Origin of the sequence: Shewanella sp. Isolate8 (assembly GCF_022398495.1) — a bacterium.
GTDB lineage: Bacteria > Pseudomonadota > Gammaproteobacteria > Enterobacterales > Shewanellaceae > Shewanella > Shewanella aquimarina.
Map to the genome: position 1 here is coordinate 669648 of NZ_JAKEVI010000002.1, position 18270 is coordinate 687917.

20 protein-coding genes are annotated in these 18270 nt (G+C 52.7%); 7 read left to right on the top strand and 13 right to left on the bottom strand.

Annotated features, from left to right (window positions below; all coding sequences use genetic code 11):
• Positions 1-77 precede the first annotated feature (77 nt).
• The 10 genes from nqrF to L1D43_RS12155 form a co-directional block, all read right to left on the bottom strand.
• Entirely contained in the window at positions 78-1325 is a 1248-nt protein-coding gene (nqrF, locus tag L1D43_RS12110) for an NADH:ubiquinone reductase (Na(+)-transporting) subunit F (RefSeq protein WP_220081535.1), read from the bottom strand.
• A gap of 48 nt (positions 1326-1373) precedes the next feature.
• Positions 1374-1982, bottom strand: coding sequence for an NADH:ubiquinone reductase (Na(+)-transporting) subunit E (gene nqrE, locus L1D43_RS12115; RefSeq protein ID WP_011866674.1), 609 nt, complete (start codon positions 1980-1982; stop codon positions 1374-1376).
• A 5-nt stretch (positions 1983-1987) separates the two neighbouring features.
• Positions 1988-2620 carry an NADH:ubiquinone reductase (Na(+)-transporting) subunit D gene (locus L1D43_RS12120; protein ID WP_041509074.1) on the bottom strand — a complete coding sequence of 211 codons (633 nt, stop codon included), beginning with the start codon at positions 2618-2620 and terminating at the stop codon, positions 1988-1990.
• Positions 2620-3414: a Na(+)-translocating NADH-quinone reductase subunit C gene (locus tag L1D43_RS12125; RefSeq protein ID WP_041509161.1), complete on the bottom strand. Its 795-nt coding sequence runs from the start codon at positions 3412-3414 to the stop codon at positions 2620-2622. Before L1D43_RS12125 ends, L1D43_RS12120 begins: the two co-directional genes overlap by 1 nt.
• Positions 3407-4606, bottom strand: a complete 1200-nt coding sequence (locus tag L1D43_RS12130; RefSeq protein ID WP_041509073.1) for an NADH:ubiquinone reductase (Na(+)-transporting) subunit B — start codon at positions 4604-4606, stop codon at positions 3407-3409. Before L1D43_RS12130 ends, L1D43_RS12125 begins: the two co-directional genes overlap by 8 nt.
• Positions 4606-5940, bottom strand: coding sequence for a Na(+)-translocating NADH-quinone reductase subunit A (locus L1D43_RS12135; RefSeq protein WP_239851994.1), 1335 nt, complete (start codon positions 5938-5940; stop codon positions 4606-4608). Before L1D43_RS12135 ends, L1D43_RS12130 begins: the two co-directional genes overlap by 1 nt.
• 567 nt (positions 5941-6507) lie before the next feature.
• Entirely contained in the window at positions 6508-7017 is a 510-nt protein-coding gene (gene luxS / locus L1D43_RS12140; RefSeq protein WP_239851883.1) for an S-ribosylhomocysteine lyase, read from the bottom strand.
• A gap of 221 nt (positions 7018-7238) precedes the next feature.
• Positions 7239-7538 (bottom strand): BolA family protein, encoded by a 300-nt coding sequence (locus L1D43_RS12145; protein ID WP_239851884.1) that lies wholly within the window; start codon positions 7536-7538, stop codon positions 7239-7241.
• Positions 7539-7663: 125 nt separating this feature from the next.
• Entirely contained in the window at positions 7664-8167 is a 504-nt protein-coding gene (locus tag L1D43_RS12150) for an ACT domain-containing protein (protein WP_239851886.1), read from the bottom strand.
• A gap of 129 nt (positions 8168-8296) precedes the next feature.
• The gene (locus L1D43_RS12155) at positions 8297-8914 is read right to left on the bottom strand and encodes an alpha-ketoglutarate-dependent dioxygenase AlkB (RefSeq protein ID WP_239852002.1); all 618 of its coding nucleotides are present in this window, start codon (positions 8912-8914) and stop codon (positions 8297-8299) included.
• Between the two features lie 167 nt (positions 8915-9081).
• On the opposite strand from L1D43_RS12155, the gene L1D43_RS12160 reads away from it, so the two are divergent.
• Positions 9082-10251 carry a methyltransferase gene (locus L1D43_RS12160; RefSeq protein ID WP_239851895.1) on the top strand — a complete coding sequence of 390 codons (1170 nt, stop codon included), beginning with the start codon at positions 9082-9084 and terminating at the stop codon, positions 10249-10251.
• Positions 10252-10411: 160 nt separating this feature from the next.
• Here the strand turns inward: L1D43_RS12160 and L1D43_RS12165 are convergent, their stop codons facing one another.
• Together L1D43_RS12165 and L1D43_RS12170 are read right to left on the bottom strand one after the other, a co-directional pair.
• Positions 10412-11314, bottom strand: coding sequence for a sterol desaturase family protein (locus L1D43_RS12165; RefSeq protein ID WP_239851897.1), 903 nt, complete (start codon positions 11312-11314; stop codon positions 10412-10414).
• 63 nt (positions 11315-11377) lie between these two features.
• Positions 11378-12430: a DUF2804 domain-containing protein gene (locus L1D43_RS12170; protein ID WP_239851898.1), complete on the bottom strand. Its 1053-nt coding sequence runs from the start codon at positions 12428-12430 to the stop codon at positions 11378-11380.
• A gap of 200 nt (positions 12431-12630) precedes the next feature.
• Between L1D43_RS12170 and L1D43_RS12175 the strand changes: the two genes are divergently transcribed.
• From L1D43_RS12175 to L1D43_RS12190, 4 genes are all read left to right on the top strand, one after another.
• Positions 12631-13197, top strand: coding sequence for a YajG family lipoprotein (locus L1D43_RS12175; RefSeq protein ID WP_239851900.1), 567 nt, complete (start codon positions 12631-12633; stop codon positions 13195-13197).
• Between the two features lie 19 nt (positions 13198-13216).
• Positions 13217-13801, top strand: coding sequence for a peptidylprolyl isomerase (locus tag L1D43_RS12180; RefSeq protein WP_239851901.1), 585 nt, complete (start codon positions 13217-13219; stop codon positions 13799-13801).
• A 165-nt stretch (positions 13802-13966) separates the two neighbouring features.
• Complete coding sequence (locus tag L1D43_RS12185) at positions 13967-14299, top strand: hypothetical protein (RefSeq protein ID WP_041509063.1); 333 nt, start codon at positions 13967-13969, stop codon at positions 14297-14299.
• A 137-nt stretch (positions 14300-14436) separates the two neighbouring features.
• Positions 14437-15855, top strand: a complete 1419-nt coding sequence (locus tag L1D43_RS12190) for an MFS transporter (protein WP_239851902.1) — start codon at positions 14437-14439, stop codon at positions 15853-15855.
• A 99-nt stretch (positions 15856-15954) separates the two neighbouring features.
• On the opposite strand, the gene L1D43_RS12195 is transcribed toward L1D43_RS12190, so the two are convergent.
• Entirely contained in the window at positions 15955-16440 is a 486-nt protein-coding gene (locus L1D43_RS12195) for a YajQ family cyclic di-GMP-binding protein (RefSeq protein ID WP_041509061.1), read from the bottom strand.
• A gap of 364 nt (positions 16441-16804) precedes the next feature.
• On the opposite strand from L1D43_RS12195, the gene L1D43_RS12200 reads away from it, so the two are divergent.
• Together L1D43_RS12200 and L1D43_RS12205 are read left to right on the top strand one after the other, a co-directional pair.
• The gene (locus L1D43_RS12200; protein ID WP_239851903.1) at positions 16805-17215 is read left to right on the top strand and encodes a VanZ family protein; all 411 of its coding nucleotides are present in this window, start codon (positions 16805-16807) and stop codon (positions 17213-17215) included.
• Positions 17212-18198 (top strand): 2-dehydropantoate 2-reductase, encoded by a 987-nt coding sequence (locus L1D43_RS12205; protein ID WP_345773704.1) that lies wholly within the window; start codon positions 17212-17214, stop codon positions 18196-18198. Before L1D43_RS12200 ends, L1D43_RS12205 begins: the two co-directional genes overlap by 4 nt.
• Positions 18199-18270: the final 72 nt, after the last annotated feature.

Below are 18270 nucleotides of genomic sequence, written 5' to 3' on the forward strand. Positions count from 1 at the left end.
GTAACACACTCCCTAAGGGCCTTTGGGCGCCTTAGGGAGCACGATAATCACGGCAATAATATCACAAGAATGATTGCTTAGCCGCCGAAGTCATCCAGCAGGATGTTTTCATCTTCAACGCCAAGATCTTTAAGCATACCGATAACCGCCGCGTTCATCATTGGAGGTCCACACATGTAGAACTCACAATCTTCTGGCGCTTCGTGGTCACGTAGGTAGTTTTCATACAGTACGTTATGGATGAAGCCTGTGTAACCATCCCAGTTATCTTCGGGTTGTGGGTCAGACAGGGCCACGTGCCATACGAAGTTATCATTCTCGGCCGCCAGGCCATCGAAATCTTCAACGTAGAACATCTCACGCTTAGAACGCGCACCGTACCAGAAGCTCATCTTACGCTTAGACTTAAGACGCTTGAGCTGGTCGAAGATGTGTGAACGCATTGGTGCCATACCTGCACCACCACCGATGAATACCATCTCGGCATCGGTGTCTTTCGCGAAGAATTCACCGAATGGGCCAGAGATAGTCACCTTGTCACCCGCCTTCAGGCTCCAGATGTATGATGACATCTTACCGCATGGCAGTGACAGGTTACGTGGAGGCGGCGTCGCGATACGTACGTTCAGCATGATGATACCTTCCTCTTCAGGATAGTTCGCCATTGAGTACGCACGGATTGTCTCTTCGTCAACCTTAGACTCTAGCTTGAAGAAGCCAAAGTGCTCCCAGTCACCACGGTATTCTTCCGGTACGTCGAAATCGGCGTACTTAACATGGTGCGCAGGCGCCTCGATCTGAATGTAACCACCGGCACGGAAAGGCACAGACTCGCCATCAGGGATAGCCAGCTTAAGCTCTTTAATGAAGGTTGCCTTGTTATCGTTAGAGATAACTTCACATTCCCACTTCTTGATACCGAAGATCTCTTCTTCCAGTTCGATCTCCATATCTGACTTAACGTTGACCTGACAAGACAGACGACAACCGTTACGGGCATCGCCCTTTGAGATATGGTCGAGTTCTGTTGGCAGAATATCACCGCCGCCAGACTTAACGATCACCTTACACTGGCCACAAGAACCACCGCCACCACAAGCCGACGATACGAAGATACCGTTATCAGCCAATGCGCCCAGTAGTTTGCCGCCCGCAGGTGTTTTAATTGCTTTATCTGCATCTTCGTTGATGCCGATAGTAATATCGCCACTCGGAACCAGTTTTGATTTGGCGAACAGAATCACCAATACCAAGACCAGTACGATGGCTGTAAACATACTCACACCGAGGTATACATCGATTGGAGTAGATTCAATAATACCCATTAACTTATCCTTAAAGGTTCAAAATCAGAAGCCGTTAAGGTGTCTCTATTACAGAGACACACCTGAGAACGACATGAAACCTAGCGCCATCAAACCCGCAGTCACGAAGGTAATACCTAGACCACGCAGACCATTAGGGACATCAGCATATTTTAACTTCTCACGGATACCAGCTAGCAGCACAATTGCAAGTGCCCAACCGATACCTGAACCTATGCCAAACACTAAACTTTCACCCAGGTTGTAGTCACGCTCAACCATGAAAGAAACCGCACCGAAAATCGCACAGTTTACTGTGATCAGCGGTAGGAAGATCCCCAGCGCGTTGTATAGCGGTGGGAAATACTTATCCAATGCCATCTCAAGGATTTGAACCAGCGCCGCGATCACACCGATAAAGGTGATGAACTTAAGGAAGCTCAGGTCTGCATCGGGTACGCCAGCCCAGGCCAAGGCGCCCGGTGCCAAAATACCCTGATAGATGATTTGGTTAACAGGTACTGAAATTGCCAATACCACGATTACGGCAACACCTAAGCCCATGGCCGTGGTGACTTTCTTAGACACAGCCAAGAAGGTACACATACCAAGGAAGAAGGATAACGCCATGTTTTCAATGAAAACAGAACGGATTAATAGACTAATATAATGTTCCATTACGCTTATCCTTTTGCTTCAACTTGCTCTGGCTTGATGGTACGGATAATCCAGATCAACGATGCAATCAGGAAGAACGCACTTGGTGGCAGCAGGAGCAGACCGTTTGGCTGATACCAGCCACCGTCAGAGATCTTGCTTAGGATCTCGACACCAAATAGCGAACCGTTACCAAACAATTCACGCACGAAGCCAACTGACAACAAGATGGCACCATAACCCAAACCGTTACCGATACCATCCATGAAGCTCATCATAGGTGGCGTCTTCATAGCGTAAGCTTCGGCGCGACCCATTACGATACAGTTGGTGATGATCAGACCCACGAATACCGACAGTTGTTTAGCCACGTCATAGGCGTAAGCTTGCAGTACCTGGTCAACCACGATCACCAGTGAAGCGATAATGGTCATCTGAACGATAATACGCACACTGCTTGGAATGTGGTTACGTATCATAGAGATGAACAAGTTAGACAAGGCCGTTACGGCAGTCAGAGCTATGGTCATTACCAAGGCAGTTTCCATCTTACTGGTTACCGCCAAGGCACTACATACACCCAGGATCTGCAACGCAATCGGGTTGTTACTAATGATAGGTCCAGTCAGAACCTGTTTAAGTTCTTTTGCGTCAGCCATTAGCTAAGCCCTCCGTTGCGCGCCTTTTCAAGAAAACGTGCAAAACCTTCTTTACCCAACCAGAAATCCAGTGAGTGCTGTACACCGTTACTGGTCAGTGTTGCACCCGATAGTGCGTCGACACCGTGAACTGTCTCTGCAACGGCAGGGTTCTTAGTGACTTTGATAGCCAGGTTGCCTTGGTCATCATAAAGCTTCTTACCCTTCCACTTGGCGATCCACTTAGGATTTTGTACTTCACCACCCAGACCAGGTGTTTCACCCGAACCGGTAAAGTCGTAGTAAACCAGGCTGCGAACCGTGTTCAGATCAGACTCAACCGCCAGGAAGGCATACATGGTTGACCACAGGCCATAACCCTTAACAGGAATGATCACTGTCTGCAGTGCGCCAGCGTCATCGCGTACCAGGTAAATCACGCCCTTGTTCGCCACACGCTTAACAGAAGCGATATCGTTCTCAGGCTTGAAAGAGGTCTCTACAGTACGAGCCGCCTTTTCGGTGTCGAATGTGTTGGCATCGCCTTCAACCCAGTCGCCAGACTTAAGGTCAACCAGCTTAGCTTCTACATACTTGTCATAAGTCTTGAGGATCTCAGCCTTGCTGACTTCACCAGACTTAGTGTCTACCAGGCCAGCGGCTTCAAGAATGTACTTTTGCTTATCAAGCAATTTGTTTTCTTGCTGAGTTGGCTTAAGCAGTACGGCCGCAGTAGAAACGAATACCGAACAGATAAAACATAATCCAACAACAACAAACAGCGTTCTACCGAACGAATCTTTATTACTAGCCACGAGCAATCCTCCGCTTGATATTCGCTTGAACCACGAAATGGTCGAATAGCGGCGCAAATAGGTTGGCAAACAGGATGGCCAACATCATACCTTCTGGGAAAGCAGGGTTAATGACACGAATGAATACGGCCATAGCACCAATCAAAATACCGTACGCCCACTTCGCTTGGTTGGTGAAAGACGCAGAAACTGGGTCAGTCGCCATAAACATCATACCGAAGGCAAAGCCACCCAGTACCATGTGCCAATACCAAGGCATTGCAAACATTGGGTTAGTGTCGCTACCGATTGCGTTAAGCAGCAGTGATACGGCAATCATACCGACCATCACACCACCAACAATGCGCCATGATGCGATACGGGTGTAGATGATCACCAGACCACCCAGCAGAATCGCCAGAGTAGAAACTTCACCAACAGAACCAGGAATGAAACCTAGGAAGGCATCCCACCAAGCTTGGTTAAAGCCATATTCCAGTGTGCCCTGTGCCGCTTGGCTCAGCGCCGTCGCACCAGAGAAACCGTCTGCAACCACCCAAGTGGTATCGCCAGACATGTTCAGCGGGTAAGCGAAGAACAGGAAGGCACGACCGGCCAATGCTGGGTTAAGGAAGTTACGTCCGGTACCACCGAAGATCTCTTTAGCCACGACCACACCGAAGGTGATACCTAGTGCGACCATCCATAGCGGAATGGTTGCCGGTAGCGTCAGGGCAAACAGGATAGAGGTAACGAAGAAACCTTCGTTAACTTCGTGGCCACGCACTGTGGCGAACAGGACTTCCCAGATACCACCCACGGCGAAGGTCACCGCGTAGATAGGCAGGAACCAACAGGCGCCATACCACATCAGGGCAGCCACACCAGAGTCAGCCGTCAGTTCGGTACCGAACAGGCCAAACAGAGCCACCTGCCAGGTATCTGGCGTGGCAAAGCCTGCCATCAGGGCTTCTTGTGCCTGGAGACCTACGTTGTACATACCCACGAACATCGCAGGGAATGCACAGGCCCAAACCGTAATCATCATACGCTTCAGGTCTAAGTTATCACGCACATGGGTACGACCCTTGTTTACGTGACCTGGGGTATAAAATACCGTGTATGCCGCTTCGAACAGCGCATACCATTTCTCGTATTTCCCGCCCTTTTCAAACTGGGGTTCAATACTTTTGAAAAACTGTTTCAAGCCCATTAGCCTTCCCTCACAATCGTATCTAGGCAGTCGCGTAGGTACGACGCGTAGTCATACTTACCAGGACATACGAAAGTACATAGTGCCAAATCTTCTTCGTCTAACTCTAACGCGCCTAAGGCAGCTGCGCCGTCGGTATCGCCTGACACTAGGTCACGCAATAGCATGGTAGGAAGAATGTCGAGAGGCATAACGCGCTCATAGCTGCCGATAGGCACCATGGCACGATCAGAGCCCCCTGTACTGGTCGTCATGTTAAACAGACGAGACGGTGACAGGTGACCCAGGAAAGCGCGCGTGATAGAGAACTTGTTGGCACCAGGCATTGCCCAGCCAATAAATTCTTGATCGCGGCCTTCTTCAAGCAGAGAAACCTGGTTAAAGAAACGTCCCAAGTAGGCGTGTGGGCCGGTCGCTGTCTTACCAGAAAGCACAGAACCTGCGATAACGCGTACATCACCGTCGGCAGTCTCACCGGCAGTAAGCTCGGTAATAGAAGCACCGCTCTGAGTACGAACGAGTCTAGGCTTAAGCGCCTTAGGACCCGCAACCGCCACCACGCGCTGAGTGTTTAGCTCACCAGTAGTAAATAGTTGACCGATTGCGATCACATCTTGGTAGCCAACATGCCAAACGGTACGCTTAGCCGATGCAGGCAGAACAAAATGGATATGAGTGCCAGCTAGACCCGCAGGGTGCGGACCGGCAAACTCTTCGACTTGTGCGTTGGCCGCAGGAATATCGGCTCCTGGTGCCTTACACAGATACACCTTACCTTCTGTCAATCGTGCAAGGACTCTTAAGCCATTGGCAAAGTCTTCCTTGTGCTCGTTAATGATAACGGCAGGATCGGCAGCAAGCGGTTGGGTATCGATAGCGGTCACAAAAATACCGGCAGGCGTTGAGTCAACTGCTGGTGCTTTGCTGAAAGGACGCGTACGCAATGCAGGCCACATACCTGACTCGATCAGGTTGTCGCGTACAAGTTGCGGCTCTAGGGTGTCTAATGCTGCGGCATCGTACTTAGCGAAGGAAACGCTGTCGTCTCCCTCTACGTCGATCACGACAGACTGAAGAACACGCTGGGCGCCCCGGTTAATTTCTGAGATGGTGCCACTGGCTAAAGCAGTATATTTAACGCCAGGATTCTTTTTGTCTTCAAAAATCACCTGACCCTTCTGCACTTTATCACCCACTTTGATCTTCATCGTGGGGCGCAGGCCAATATACTCTTCACCCAAAGTAGCTACGTGTTTAATGGCTGGGCCATTATGGATAACTTGCTCTGGTCCGCCTGTTATAGGCAGGTCCAATCCTTTCTTTATTGTAATCATATCCACAAGCACTACGTTTATGAAGGAAAGATAATGCGTCGCGTTCCTGCTAAATGAGATAGATTTCAAACATCAGCTATCGCATTGAGCTAGCGCAGATTTATTACAGAAATGCGATCGCAATCACGCTGGTCGGGCGCATTTTACCGTAAATAAATGCTTATCGCCATGAAAAATACGGGTGTTTTAAAAGGGATGCGGGGATTTTTACAGTGAGGAATAGATCACAGTTAGAGAGATTTTTATGATTTAGGTAAACGGAAATTAATTTAGCCCCCTGTCCTAGCAGGGTTATATGGATTTACGAAGCAAAATGGCGCCGCCGAGGGCATCTTTTTTAGCCCATTTTTACCGCATAAAAAACCAACAGAAAGCCTGACTGTTCGACTAAAGTTTAACCACCCGATAAGCCAAATTCATCCAGAAGTCGGTGTTAACTTGAGCAATAATGCCGCTTGGCGCAGCGACCTCTAACCGCCCAAAAGAAGATACTGAGAGATAAAAAGCAGCCTAAGCTGCTTTTTATGACGTTTAACCATCCAGATGAAGCCAATTCCCCAAACGGAATTACAAGCCTTTTAGGATCTCATCGCTGAGCTTAAGGTCATCGTTGAGATTCACATTCACCCCGGCGGCGATGATGTTTCTGGCTATCTCCTTGGCCTGCTCTAACGAGTGCATCTGATAGGTACCGCACTGGTATTCGTTTAGCTCAGGGATCTCCGACTGCTGTTTTACCTTGAGCACATCTTCCATGGCGGCCAGCCAACACTCGGCCACCTCTGCCTCTCTTGGCGTGCCGATAAGGCTCATGTAGAAGCCGGTACGACATCCCATGGGGGAGATATCGATGATCTCGACGCGATCGCTGTTGAGATGGTCACGCATAAAACCGGCAAAGAGATGCTCCAGAGTATGAATGCCGCGCTCGCTCAGGATCTCCTTATTGGGTACACAAAAACGCAGATCGAAGACGGTAATGGTATCGCCCTTAGGCGTGGTCATCGTCTTGGCAACGCGCACGGCAGGTGCGTTCATGCGGGTATGATCTACGGTGAAGCTGTCGAGTAACGGCATTATTATTCTCCCAAAATAGTGATGCTCAAACTATCGATTGGCCGACATGCCGAGCACCAGTATGGCGTGCGGCAGCAAGGTGCTCCCTTGCGCCACGATAGACCTACACAATATGCGGTAGGTGCCGGGGAAAGTAAAGTGAACTTAGCTCAAGGCCATAAAGACAAAAACCACAAGAGTGATAGCCCTTGTGGTCTTCAATTATCGCCCAGATTTAGGCATTAGCCTTTGCATTTAGGTGAGTTGGGCACCAGCACCTCTTGATCCCACTCTTCGGGGGTAAAGGTATGCATCGACAGGGCGTGCAGCCCGGCGTCAAACTGCGCCTTAAGCGCCTCGTTAACCGCTCGGTGACGTCCAATAAGGCGCTGGCCTTCAAATACGGCGCTGGCGACGATCACCTTAAAGTGGGTCTCGGAATTTGGCGGCACATGATGGTTGTCGCTCTCGTTGATCACCTCAAGATGCACAGGGGCTAAGACTTGGGTGAGCGTATCGATTATCTGCTGTTTTACTGACATGGCTATCGTCTCTATCGAATAGAAAACTTAAGTGGCCGCAGAGTACTGTGAGTGGCAACAAAGATCAACTCTCCATCACCCAGACTCCGCAGGCGATCACTTAACCCACAGCCCTTGCCTCTAGCTTAGGTCAGGCTGACTCTGGCATCTTGGGAGACGTTTTCCAACAGCTCGATGATGCTGTCGCCGCTGATCTCATCGGGCACTGACACGGCCAGCTTGGCGGAGAATACCGTCTGCCCCAGGGTAGACACATGGACCCGGTTGCACTCCATCTGCTCCACCTCGAGATCCAGGTTAGAGAGGATATCGACGATCTCCCGGGTCAGGCCGGGCCTGTCTGAGCAGTCCACATTGAATCTCAGGCTGCGGGTGTGCTCACTCAAAACCTCGGCCATGTCGCTAAAGCTAAAGGTCAGCTCAGGAAATTGCTGCACAAAATCGGCCTGCAGTGAGGAGACCTTATCCTGAGCGATCGCCACCTTCATCATGGCGGCAAACCAGGCATCCATCTTGATCACCTTGCTGCTTAACCACTCGCCACCTGCCTCTCGGGTCAGATTAGCCATCGCCTTAACAACCCCAGGGGTAACGACACCCGTTACCGTGGTCACGAACATCTTATTCATAAGCAACTCCTTCTGGTGATTATCGGGTCCCACAGACATTGTGCGACACACCTGCTCACGATGAGAATAAAACTTTCACCAACTCAAAGGTGAGAGCTAGCTTACACTTCCCGCCTCGGCGCGATCACTTTATCCCTGATGAAAGTGTGGAATTAAATGCCGATAGGTCAAGTTTAGCCTAGGCCGAGTCACCTTGGCTCGTTTGGGTAGCGCATGTTGCCAGCTCGACTGCATGGGCCAGTGCATGATCAGCAGATCGCCGCTATTGAGCATCAACTCGACCTTAGTCTTGCTCTCGTTGTGGCGCAGAAAGAAGGGGCGGCTGACCCCCAGGGTTACAGAGGCGATATCCGAACCTGGCACTATCTCCGCCTCATCGTCGCTGTGCCAGCCCATGGTATCGCTGCCGTCACGATAGTGATTGACCAAGACGCCGTTGCTTACCAGGCCAAAGTCGCGCTGAAGTTTTTCCCGCAGTCGCAGGGCATACTTGGGCCAGGGCTCAGCGCGAATGAAGAGGCCAGAATAGAGATAGTCGCAGCCGTCGTCGCCAAACCATACCTGGCGTCTGGGGATAGGATGAGTGCGGCCGAAAATCCTTATCTCGGGGCGAGTGAAGGGGTAGTGTTCAGCCTCATGGATCAACGCCTGCTGCTGCGCCTGATTGAGATAGCCTGGTATCAGGGTAATAGGCGGCTTAGAGGCTAGCTCCGCCTCGCCGCCTTCATCTGCGGCCTGGTTCTCCATATCGCCAAACTCAAACCCTTTCTGTCGCTGTTGCATCTGTCTTTTCCTGCTTACGCGTTCATACCTCGCCCAATCACATCTCACTCAATCACATCTCGCCAGGCATATACCTGTCGGGGCAAATCTGCGATAATCTCGGCCCCAATTTTCAAAGTAGCAGCCTAGCCATGACAACTCAATTCTCCGTTGCCGATATCGAGCTGAGTCTCTCCCGTTATCCCGCCAATCAGGTCTCTAACCTGCAGGCCTGGGATGCGGCCGACGAGCACCTGATAAAACACCTAAAGGAGATTGAGCAACCCAAAGCCAACACGGCCGTTGTCAACGACAGTTTCGGCGCCCTGTGCACCGCCCTTACTTCCAGTGAGGCCGACTGGCCCATCTGGGTCGAGACAGATGCCAAGACCAGCCAGCTAGGTACGCTGCATAACTTCAGTGCCAATGGGTTAAGCTATACCAATCTCGCCTGGCTCAACAGTCGTGAACTGCCGCCTAAATGCATAGCCCTGGTGCTGATGAAGCTGCCTAAAAACCTCAACTATTTTGTCCACCAGCTACAACGCCTGTCACAAAGCCTGGCGCCCGATACGCCTGTCTATATCGGTGCCAAGGCCAAGGCAATCAACAAGACACTGCTGGAGACCATCACCAAGCACCTGGGCCCCGCCACCGCCAGTCTGGCCTGGAAGAAGACCCGGGTGATCACCTGTATCGCCGACGGCAAGCCCAGAGCGCTACCGAAAGAGGTCAGCTGGCCGGTGAAGGAGTTTAACCTCACCATCAGCAACCTCAGCAATGTCTTCGCCGCCAACAAGCTGGATATCGGGGCGCGCATCATGCTGGATAACCTGCCAGAGGGACAGTTCGACACCATAGTGGATCTTGGCTGCGGCAACGGTATCCTGGGGCTGAGGGCCAAGCAGTGCTACCCAAATGCACAGGTACATTTTGTGGATGACTCTGAGATGGCCATCACCTCGGCGAAACAAAACTGGCAGGCCAATAAGCTCGATGACCCTGAGCAGCCACAACCTCAGGGACACTTTCACTGGGACGACTGCCTGACACATCTGGGCGATGAGGTGAAACCGGATCTGGTACTCTGTAACCCGCCTTTTCATCAGGGGGAAGCGATCACAGACCATATCGCCTGGCAGATGTTTTTAGACGCCTACCATAGGCTCAGGCCGGGCGGCATGTTGCAGGTGGTCGGCAATCGCCATCTGGGGTACCACGTCAAGCTCAAGCGGATCTTTAAGAACTGCACAACCGCGGCAGCTAACGGCAAGTTTGTGATCTTAAGGGCCATCAAGTCTCCTCAGGGGGCAGACAAGTAACGCGGCGAACCCGCCCGAGCCTCCAGCCATCGAAGCGAATACAAAAAACAGGGCCTTAGCCCTGTTTTTTATTTGCTGGATAAAGCTGAGTGACGCTTAGACTGACGACCTCGACCTAGCGATAGTTTTCGCTAAATCCCTCTCTTCTTAAACCAACATACTAAGAGACCAGCTTGTGCTCAGGCCCAGCATCGTCCACCTCTTCACCCGCCTCGGCGGCCGCCGGCGGCGCAAACAGCAGCGCTAACCTCTGCTTCATACTGAGTCCGGGCGCAAAGGCCTCACGAAACATGTCGCGCCACTCACTGAAGGTCACCACCAGCGGATTAAAACTGTTCACCGGCTTGGTGATACCATACTCCACCGTCTCTTCTTCCTTAACATAGGTGCCAAACAGGCGATCCCAGATGATCAACACCCCGGCGTAGTTCTTGTCGATATATTGCGGGTTGCGCCCATGGTGCACCCTGTGATGGGATGGCGTGTTAAACACCCACTCCAGGGGCCCAAGGGTCTTGATCGCCTGGGTATGGACAAAAAACTGCAGTCCCAGGTTAAGCAGCACGGCAAACACCACCCAGTTAGGATCGAAGCCGACTAGGACCAGCGGCAGCCAGAAGATCCACATGCCGGCAAGGGGGTACATCAGACTCTGCCTGAAGGCGGTGCTGAAGTTCATTCGCTCAGAGCTGTGGTGCGCCACGTGCGCCGCCCACATCCAGCGCACCCTGTGGCTAGCGCGGTGGAACCAGTAATAACAGAAGTCCTGGGCAATAATCAGTGCGATAAAGCTGCCCAGCCCAATCTGAATATCGAAGAGGCGCCAGCCGAATGCCCACAGATAGAGCTTGGCGATCAGCAGCCCGGTGAGAATATCCGCCCCCTGATGCAGGCCCGCCAGGGTGAAGTTACACACCACCTCGGGCAGATGATAACGGGCATTATCCGGCAGGCGACCGCGACGATCCCCCAGATACCATTCGGCCAGGATACAGACAAAAAACAGCGGCGCGAGCACCAGTAAGAGCACCTCGGGGTGCTCGATGAGTGAATTAAAATCCATCTAGTTATTCCTTTATATTCCCTAAGTTATTTCCTAAGCACGCCCTACCAGCGGGCAAAGTCCTTACCAGCGTGCAAAGTGATCTTCGGTTAAGCCAAGCAGATTATCGATGTGGTGAGTGCGTCCCAGGCCGTCGCGGATCTCACCGTCGAAGTAGCCCAGATACTGCCTGAAGTTGCTCTTGAGCAACCAGAGATTGAGCTTCTCCTGGCGACGATTGAGCGGTCGGAAGTTCAGCGCGACCCGGCCGTCCTGAGAACTGATCTGCCAGCTGACATCATCAGCGGATTCGGGCGCGCGGCTAAACGCAAAATGCACAGGCCCCAATAGATGACGCTCGCCGTTGATCCAAAATACATTCTCGTTACAGCCGGTCTCGTTCACCCCGGCCGCCAGATTGAGACCAACCAGCGCATCCCCCTGATAGCCATTGATACTGGCCCAGCGCCAACTGGTCTCCCGGCGCATATAGCCAGCCGAAAAGTCATAGCCCGCCAGGGTGCGATTGAGCGGCTGGGGCTCGTGGTGAATCGTCAGTTTGCCGCCCACCTTGAGGCCATTGTGCTTCTGGGTATAGGTCCAGCCGCTATAGCCGGTCGGGTTACACATGGCCATCGGCAGGCTCAGCGGCATAGGGGTGAGCTGCAAGTCGGCCTTTATCTGCGCCGTGTCGATATTGAGCTGCCAAATTCCCTCGACTATCTCTATGGTCACCTTGCCCTTACCGCTGGCAAGCTGCGCCCGACCGGACCAAGGCGAATCTGCCAGTTGACAGCCGATGGCGAGGGGCTTGAGCCAGGTGGTCTCCACCAGCCGATTGGCTTTTATGTCATAGAGGTAACAAAAACCTGTGCCGGCGTAGCGGATATCGGCGATGGCGACCCCAATCACATACCTTGGCGTTACCACAGAGACAAACTGGAACTGTTTGAAATGAAAATGCCGGGCGAGATGACTGGCAGGCTTGTCCATTACATTGGTATAGCGAAAGTGCTCCAGGCCAAAGGATTTGACCGGGCCGTCGAAGTGACCATACTGTACCTGGCCCGAACTTAAGATCAGGCTATCCGGCGCCCCCAGGGTCTGCACCGCGCCGGGTTGAATATCCATCTTCATTGCTTGTTATCTTTCTTATCTTTGTTATCTGGCTGACGGCAACTTGGCCGCGCCTTTTTAGTGGAATTTTTACTCTAACGCTTTCTGGTTTAAGTTAAAACCCCGGCGAACAACAAAGCCTTAACAAACTCGCCTCACACTGGCATCCAATGAGGATTCTGGTATGCTGATGCCACCTTTTTACAGCATGATTTTCCGCTATGAAACGAATTATTCCCATCATCGCCTGTGCCGGCCTGCTCTTTGGCTGCGCCACCCATACCCCGACCCATATGGCGCTCAATCCACAGCTGCCTGTGGTGGAATCTCAGGGGATCCCGGCTAAGCCCATCGCCATCGAGATGATAGATACCCGCTCGGCAAACTTTGTTGCCCGCTTTAATAATGAAGGGGATGCCGCCAGGCTGGTCAGCCCGTCAGAGTCGCCTCGTCGTCAGCTGGAACAGGTGTTTCGAGAGGGATTTACCAAGGCGGGATATCGTATCGACCCAAGCTCAGTCAATCATATGCAGCTGCAACTGGAAAAACTGCTGACCGATGTCAGCGACACCACCTTTGGTTATCAGGCGACCAACGACATCATCATCAATGTCATCGCCAGTAACACCAGCAAGACCTTTACCAAGCGCTACACGGCCCGTAACCTGGTTTCCGGTCCCTTTAGCGCCGACTTTGCCACCTTAGAGCTGTCGGTCAACGATCTGCTCAGCGACCTGACGGCGAAGATCATCAACGACCCCGAACTCAACCAGTTCATCCAACAATAACTAAGATAAGGAAGTTCATATGAGAATCTGGCTTGGCGCCCTACTATTACTCGCATTTTCCGGCCTGGCGCAGGCATTGGACATTCAAAGCGATACCATCTATCCCAAGGTCAAACTGGAAACCACCATGGGCAACATAGTGGTCGAGCTGGATCGTAAACGCGCCCCTATCACGGTCGATAACTTTCTCACCTATGTGGTCAAAGGCCACTACGACAACACCCTGTTCCATCGCATCATCCCAGGTTTCGTGGTACAGGGCGGCGGCCTCAATCCTAAGCTGGAAGAGAAGCCCTATGGCAAGCCTATCGTCAACGAGTCAGGCAACGGCCTGAGCAATAGCCTGGGCACCATCGCCATGGCCCGCGAAGACGATCCCCACTCGGCCACCGCACAGTTCTACTTTAACGTGGGCGACAACAAGCGCCTGGATCCCTCTAAGCGCCGCTGGGGTTACGCCGTCTTCGGTGAAGTGATGGAAGGCATGGAAGTACTCGAGGCCATGGCCGAGGTAGAGACGCAGATCAACACCAAGCTTGGCTGGCCCGACTTCCCGGTGCAGCCGATCATCCTCAAGAAGGCAACCTTGCTACCTAGACAGTAAGTATAGGTTAGCGGCCTAAGATAAACATAAGGCTTTGCATTCATTCAAAATTAATGGCACTTTCATCTAAGTGCCATAAAAACAGAACGCACAGTTTTTTATCTCAGACAACTGGCGGCAAATCCACTGGCTATACTTAGGCCTGTAGTAGCAAGGAGGCGAACGATGACAGCAAATGAGTTCATCGATAATAAAGCGCCCCAGCTGGCTCAATATGGAAAAGCGTTTTTAAATAATCAACTCGATTCCAATGAGATCCAGCTTTACTTATGGGACACCCTAGAAGAGTGGGCTCAGTTCAATCATCAGGGTGACGCGCAAACCGATATAGAGCGAGTGTTTTGGCACTTGATACACGCCTTTGACAGGTGGCCCGACTGGACCATACGGGGCAATCAGTTCCTGCGAAAGCAGATCGACGATTGCTGCGACTTTCTCAGTCTCGGCGGCACCTGCCCAAGTTGTTGTGTCGGTACCAGGCCAAGCTCAATGTCATAACCAATGCTTTACTAGTCGTAAAAAGCCAAGCTCAGTCTCTCGGGACTGGGCTTTTTTCATGACCGAATTTTCACTTTTTATTTGCCGCGTCAGCGTTTAAGCTAACCCCACCTAGCCTGACAAAGCCGACTGCTATTTTGATTGCATCCCGAGTTTCCCGATTGCGAGACGCCCTCACCATCTATTTCCACAAGCGGGTATTGATCCTGCTGTTTCTCGGCTTTTCCGCCGGCCTGCCCTTGATGCTGGTGTTTTCGACACTCTCCTTCTGGCTCAGAGAGGCCGGCATAGATCGCACCGCCATCGGCTACTTCAGCTGGATAGCCCTGGCCTATGGCTTCAAGTGGGCCTGGTCGCCTCTGGTCGATCGCATGTCGCTGCCCTTCTTCACCCAAATATTGGGACGGCGCCGCGGCTGGATGCTATTTGCCCAGACCCTGCTGGTGCTCGCCATCTTAGGCATGAGCCAGAGTGACCCCTTGGCCGACCTGGAGCGCCTGGCGCTGTTCGCCCTCATGGTCGCCTTTGCCTCGGCCACCCAAGATATTGTTATCGACGCCTTTCGTATCGAGTCCGCGCCGCAGAAGATGCAGGCGGCCCTCGCCGCCGCCTATCAAGTGGGCTACCGTAGCGCCATGATTGTCGCCACCGCAGGGGCCCTGACCATAGCCGCCTGGGTCGACCCCAACAGCGAGGCCTATGATCTGGCTTCCTGGCAGACCGCCTATCTGGTGATGGCCGGGCTCATGTTCATCGGCATCTTCACCACACTGATGAGCAGCGAACCTAAGGTCGAGGCCAAGGAGGCTGACGCGATTGAATCGGCCATGCAGCAGAGCCTATCCGCGCGCTACCCCAAACCTGTGGCGGCCGCCGCCTCCTGGCTCTATACCGCCAGCATATTGCCCTTCGTCGATTTCTTTAAGCGTTACGGCCGCAGCGCCCTGCTGATCCTACTACTGATCTCCTGCTACCGGATCTCGGATATCGTCATGGGGATCATGGCTAATGTCTTCTATGTCGACATGGGCTTCTCTAAGACGGAGATCGCCACCCTAAGTAAGGTCTATGGCCTGATCATGACCCTGGTGGGCGCCGGTGCCGGCGGCATGCTGCTGGCCCGCTACGGCACCATGAAGATCCTCTTCCTCGGCGCCTTCATGGTGGCGGTCACCAACCTACTCTTCGCCTATCAGGCGATGATCGGCTACAACCTAGAACTATTGACGGTGGTGATCTCCATCGACAACTTCAGCGCCGGAGTCGCCACCGCCGCCTTTATCGCCTACCTCTCCAGCCTGACCAGCAGCGGCTATAGCGCCACCCAATATGCCCTGCTCTCCTCCATCATGCTGCTGTTTCCCAAGTTTGTAGCGGGCTTCTCGGGCCAATATATCGATGCCTACGGCTATGTGAACTTCTTCGTCGCCGCCAGCGTCATCGGCTTCCCTGTGCTGGGACTCATCCTACTGGTGCAGAAATATGCGCCGCATCCCAACGGTGACGAGCAGGCCGCCCCCTTAAATCCGTCCGAGGAGCGACAGGCAAGCGACTAGCACATCATTTACCGAGTAGGCCGCTAAAAACAGGCAATGAAAACAGGCTATAAAAAAGCCCCGCTCAATCGGCGGGGCTTTTGACATCATTGACTATGATTAGTCTCTGAAGTTATTGAACTGGAACGGCTGGCCCAGATCCGATTCGCGGGCAATGGCCATCACCGCCTGCAGATCATCACGCTTCTTGCCGGTCACTCGAATCGAGTCGCCCTGAATGGCTGCCTGCACCTTAAGTTTGCTGTCTTTGATCAGCTTCACCAGCTTCTTGGCTACCAGGCTGTCGATCCCCTCTTTAAAGGTCACCTTAAGCGAGAAGGTCTTACCGCTGTGAATCGCCTTCTCGGCCACGTCCATGGAAGCCGGGTCTACGTTACGCTTACTCAGTTGGTTACGCAGCATATCCACCATCTGCTGGCACTGGAAATCGGACTCAGATGACAGGGTCACCTGATGATCTTTATAGGTGACTTCGCACTCGACACCACGAAAATCGAAACGGCTATCCAGTTCACGGCGCGTATTGTCTACGGCGTTGCGAAGTTCAACTTCGTTTACTTCCGATACGATATCCATCGAAGGCATATTTATCATCCTCTATTTAAGGCCTGTTGATCTTTGCTGTTGGTTTTACAGCAGCTGCAGGTGATTTATACAAGGTAGGGCCTGTGTCGTGTAGTGTTTTTTATAAACCAAAATTACACAAACTGGCGATAACGCCGTAGAAATTGCCTACAAACGCTGCCCAAGGGGTTCATCTAAACACGTTTAGGTTGAACAAAAATGAAACCTAAAAGTTCAATAGGCCCTAACCACTTTATCTGCCCGCTAGTTTACCCGCTCGGGCCAGAGAGCGCCAAAATTTCTTAATGTTTCAACAGGCGTTTCTTAATGACTTTAAGATGACATTTTCCTATGATTGGGCAAAGCCACTTAACCTAAGCGACCCGTGAATTCTCGAAAAACCTTTTTTAAGATAGCGCTTCTTCTTTCCATCATAGTGATCAGTTACCTGGTATTCTCCCGCCCTAACTACCCACAAGTGATCCCACACATGGATAAGCTTGGTCATCTAGGCAGCTTCTTCGGTCTGGCGCTATTGACCCATCTCGCCTTCGAACCTAAGTGGTACAGTCTGGCGGGCATCTTGGCTGGCTATGCCCTCTTTATCGAGCTGGTGCAGTCTCGCCTGCCCTATCGCAGCGCCTCCACCGCCGACTTCGTTGCCGACATGGTGGGTGTGCTCTTGTTTTACTTCGGCCTCTGGCTCTACCGCCGCTATATCAAGGCCAGCATGTTCAATAAAGCCGGGGCCAATAAAGCCGAGCCCAATAAAGCCAGAGCCAAGACCCAACCATGACCACTTTAGATAAGGCTAAGCAAAACGAGATGCTACCCGGCAAGGCTCAACCCATTGAAACCCAGCCCAGTGAAGCTCAGCCAGGAAAAATAGTCATCCTGGGCGCCGGTGCCATAGGTCAGCTTATCTTCCACCAGCTATCCATCCACGGGCTCGCGCCTGTGCTAATGGCCAGAGACACAAAGGCCAGCAGCCAGGAGCTGGCACTGACCGACCTCGATGGCAAGACGCTAAAGCGTCAAGCGCAGTTCATCGACCCAACAGGGCTGGCAAGCTGTGAGTTGCTAATCGTCTGCGTCAAGGCCTATCAGGTCGAGGCGGCGCTACTGCCCCTGTTAAAGACTCTCTCTGCCGACGCACACATATTGTTGCTGCACAACGGCCTAGGGCCCCACCTGAGTGTGGCACCTCATCTAGCAGGCCGCGGCCTTAGCCTGGGCACCACCTCCCAAGGGGCCCTGAAACTCGGCAGCTGGCAGATTAAACAGACGGGGGCCGGCCTGACACAGCTTGGCCATGCCCAGGGTGCCCCCCTTGCGGCGAGTCTACGCCAGGCCCTGCTCACGGCTATCAGCAACAGCGAGTGGTGCGACCCCATCCTGCCCATGCAGTGGCAGAAACTCGCCATCAATATCGCCATCAACCCGCTGACCGCCATCAATGACTGTCCTAACGGTAAACTGGCCGACGCCCAGTTCAGGCCGACCATACTGGCGCTGATTGGGGAGGTGATCGCCGTGGCAAACGCCGAAGGGATTACGCTGGAGCGACAGCAGCTGACCGAACGCGTCTATCGAGTGATCGAGCTGACTGCCGGCAACTACTCCTCCATGCATCAGGATATCCACCACGGCCGCCAGACAGAGATTGAGGCGATCACCGGCTACCTGCTGAGCCGCGCCGCCGTCCACGGCATCGCCACACCAACCAATGAGGCCATCTACCGGCAGCTTAAATCTCTCGAGTGCGACGACAAGGCCTGAAATGCGTCAGCACATGAAGCCACACATAAGTCATATGTAAGGCAGGAGATTTTCTGCCCTGACCTCGACATA

Coding starts and splice junctions, on each gene's coding strand:
- nqrE (WP_011866674.1), bottom strand. CDS start 1,982: ATGGAACATTATATTAGTCTATTAATCCGTTCTGTTTTCATTGAAAAC.
- L1D43_RS12135 (WP_239851994.1), bottom strand. CDS start 5,940: ATGATTACAATAAAGAAAGGATTGGACCTGCCTATAACAGGCGGACCA.
- L1D43_RS12150 (WP_239851886.1), bottom strand. CDS start 8,167: ATGAATAAGATGTTCGTGACCACGGTAACGGGTGTCGTTACCCCTGGG.
- L1D43_RS12165 (WP_239851897.1), bottom strand. CDS start 11,314: ATGGATTTTAATTCACTCATCGAGCACCCCGAGGTGCTCTTACTGGTG.
- L1D43_RS12175 (WP_239851900.1), top strand. CDS start 12,631: ATGAAACGAATTATTCCCATCATCGCCTGTGCCGGCCTGCTCTTTGGC.
- L1D43_RS12130 (WP_041509073.1), bottom strand. CDS start 4,606: ATGGGCTTGAAACAGTTTTTCAAAAGTATTGAACCCCAGTTTGAAAAG.
- L1D43_RS12180 (WP_239851901.1), top strand. CDS start 13,217: ATGAGAATCTGGCTTGGCGCCCTACTATTACTCGCATTTTCCGGCCTG.
- L1D43_RS12120 (WP_041509074.1), bottom strand. CDS start 2,620: ATGGCTGACGCAAAAGAACTTAAACAGGTTCTGACTGGACCTATCATT.
- L1D43_RS12155 (WP_239852002.1), bottom strand. CDS start 8,914: ATGGAGAACCAGGCCGCAGATGAAGGCGGCGAGGCGGAGCTAGCCTCT.
- L1D43_RS12195 (WP_041509061.1), bottom strand. CDS start 16,440: ATGCCTTCGATGGATATCGTATCGGAAGTAAACGAAGTTGAACTTCGC.
- L1D43_RS12205 (WP_345773704.1), top strand. CDS start 17,212: ATGACCACTTTAGATAAGGCTAAGCAAAACGAGATGCTACCCGGCAAG.
- luxS (WP_239851883.1), bottom strand. CDS start 7,017: ATGCCGTTACTCGACAGCTTCACCGTAGATCATACCCGCATGAACGCA.
- L1D43_RS12160 (WP_239851895.1), top strand. CDS start 9,082: ATGACAACTCAATTCTCCGTTGCCGATATCGAGCTGAGTCTCTCCCGT.
- L1D43_RS12145 (WP_239851884.1), bottom strand. CDS start 7,538: ATGTCAGTAAAACAGCAGATAATCGATACGCTCACCCAAGTCTTAGCC.
- L1D43_RS12170 (WP_239851898.1), bottom strand. CDS start 12,430: ATGAAGATGGATATTCAACCCGGCGCGGTGCAGACCCTGGGGGCGCCG.
- nqrF (WP_220081535.1), bottom strand. CDS start 1,325: ATGGGTATTATTGAATCTACTCCAATCGATGTATACCTCGGTGTGAGT.
- L1D43_RS12185 (WP_041509063.1), top strand. CDS start 13,967: ATGACAGCAAATGAGTTCATCGATAATAAAGCGCCCCAGCTGGCTCAA.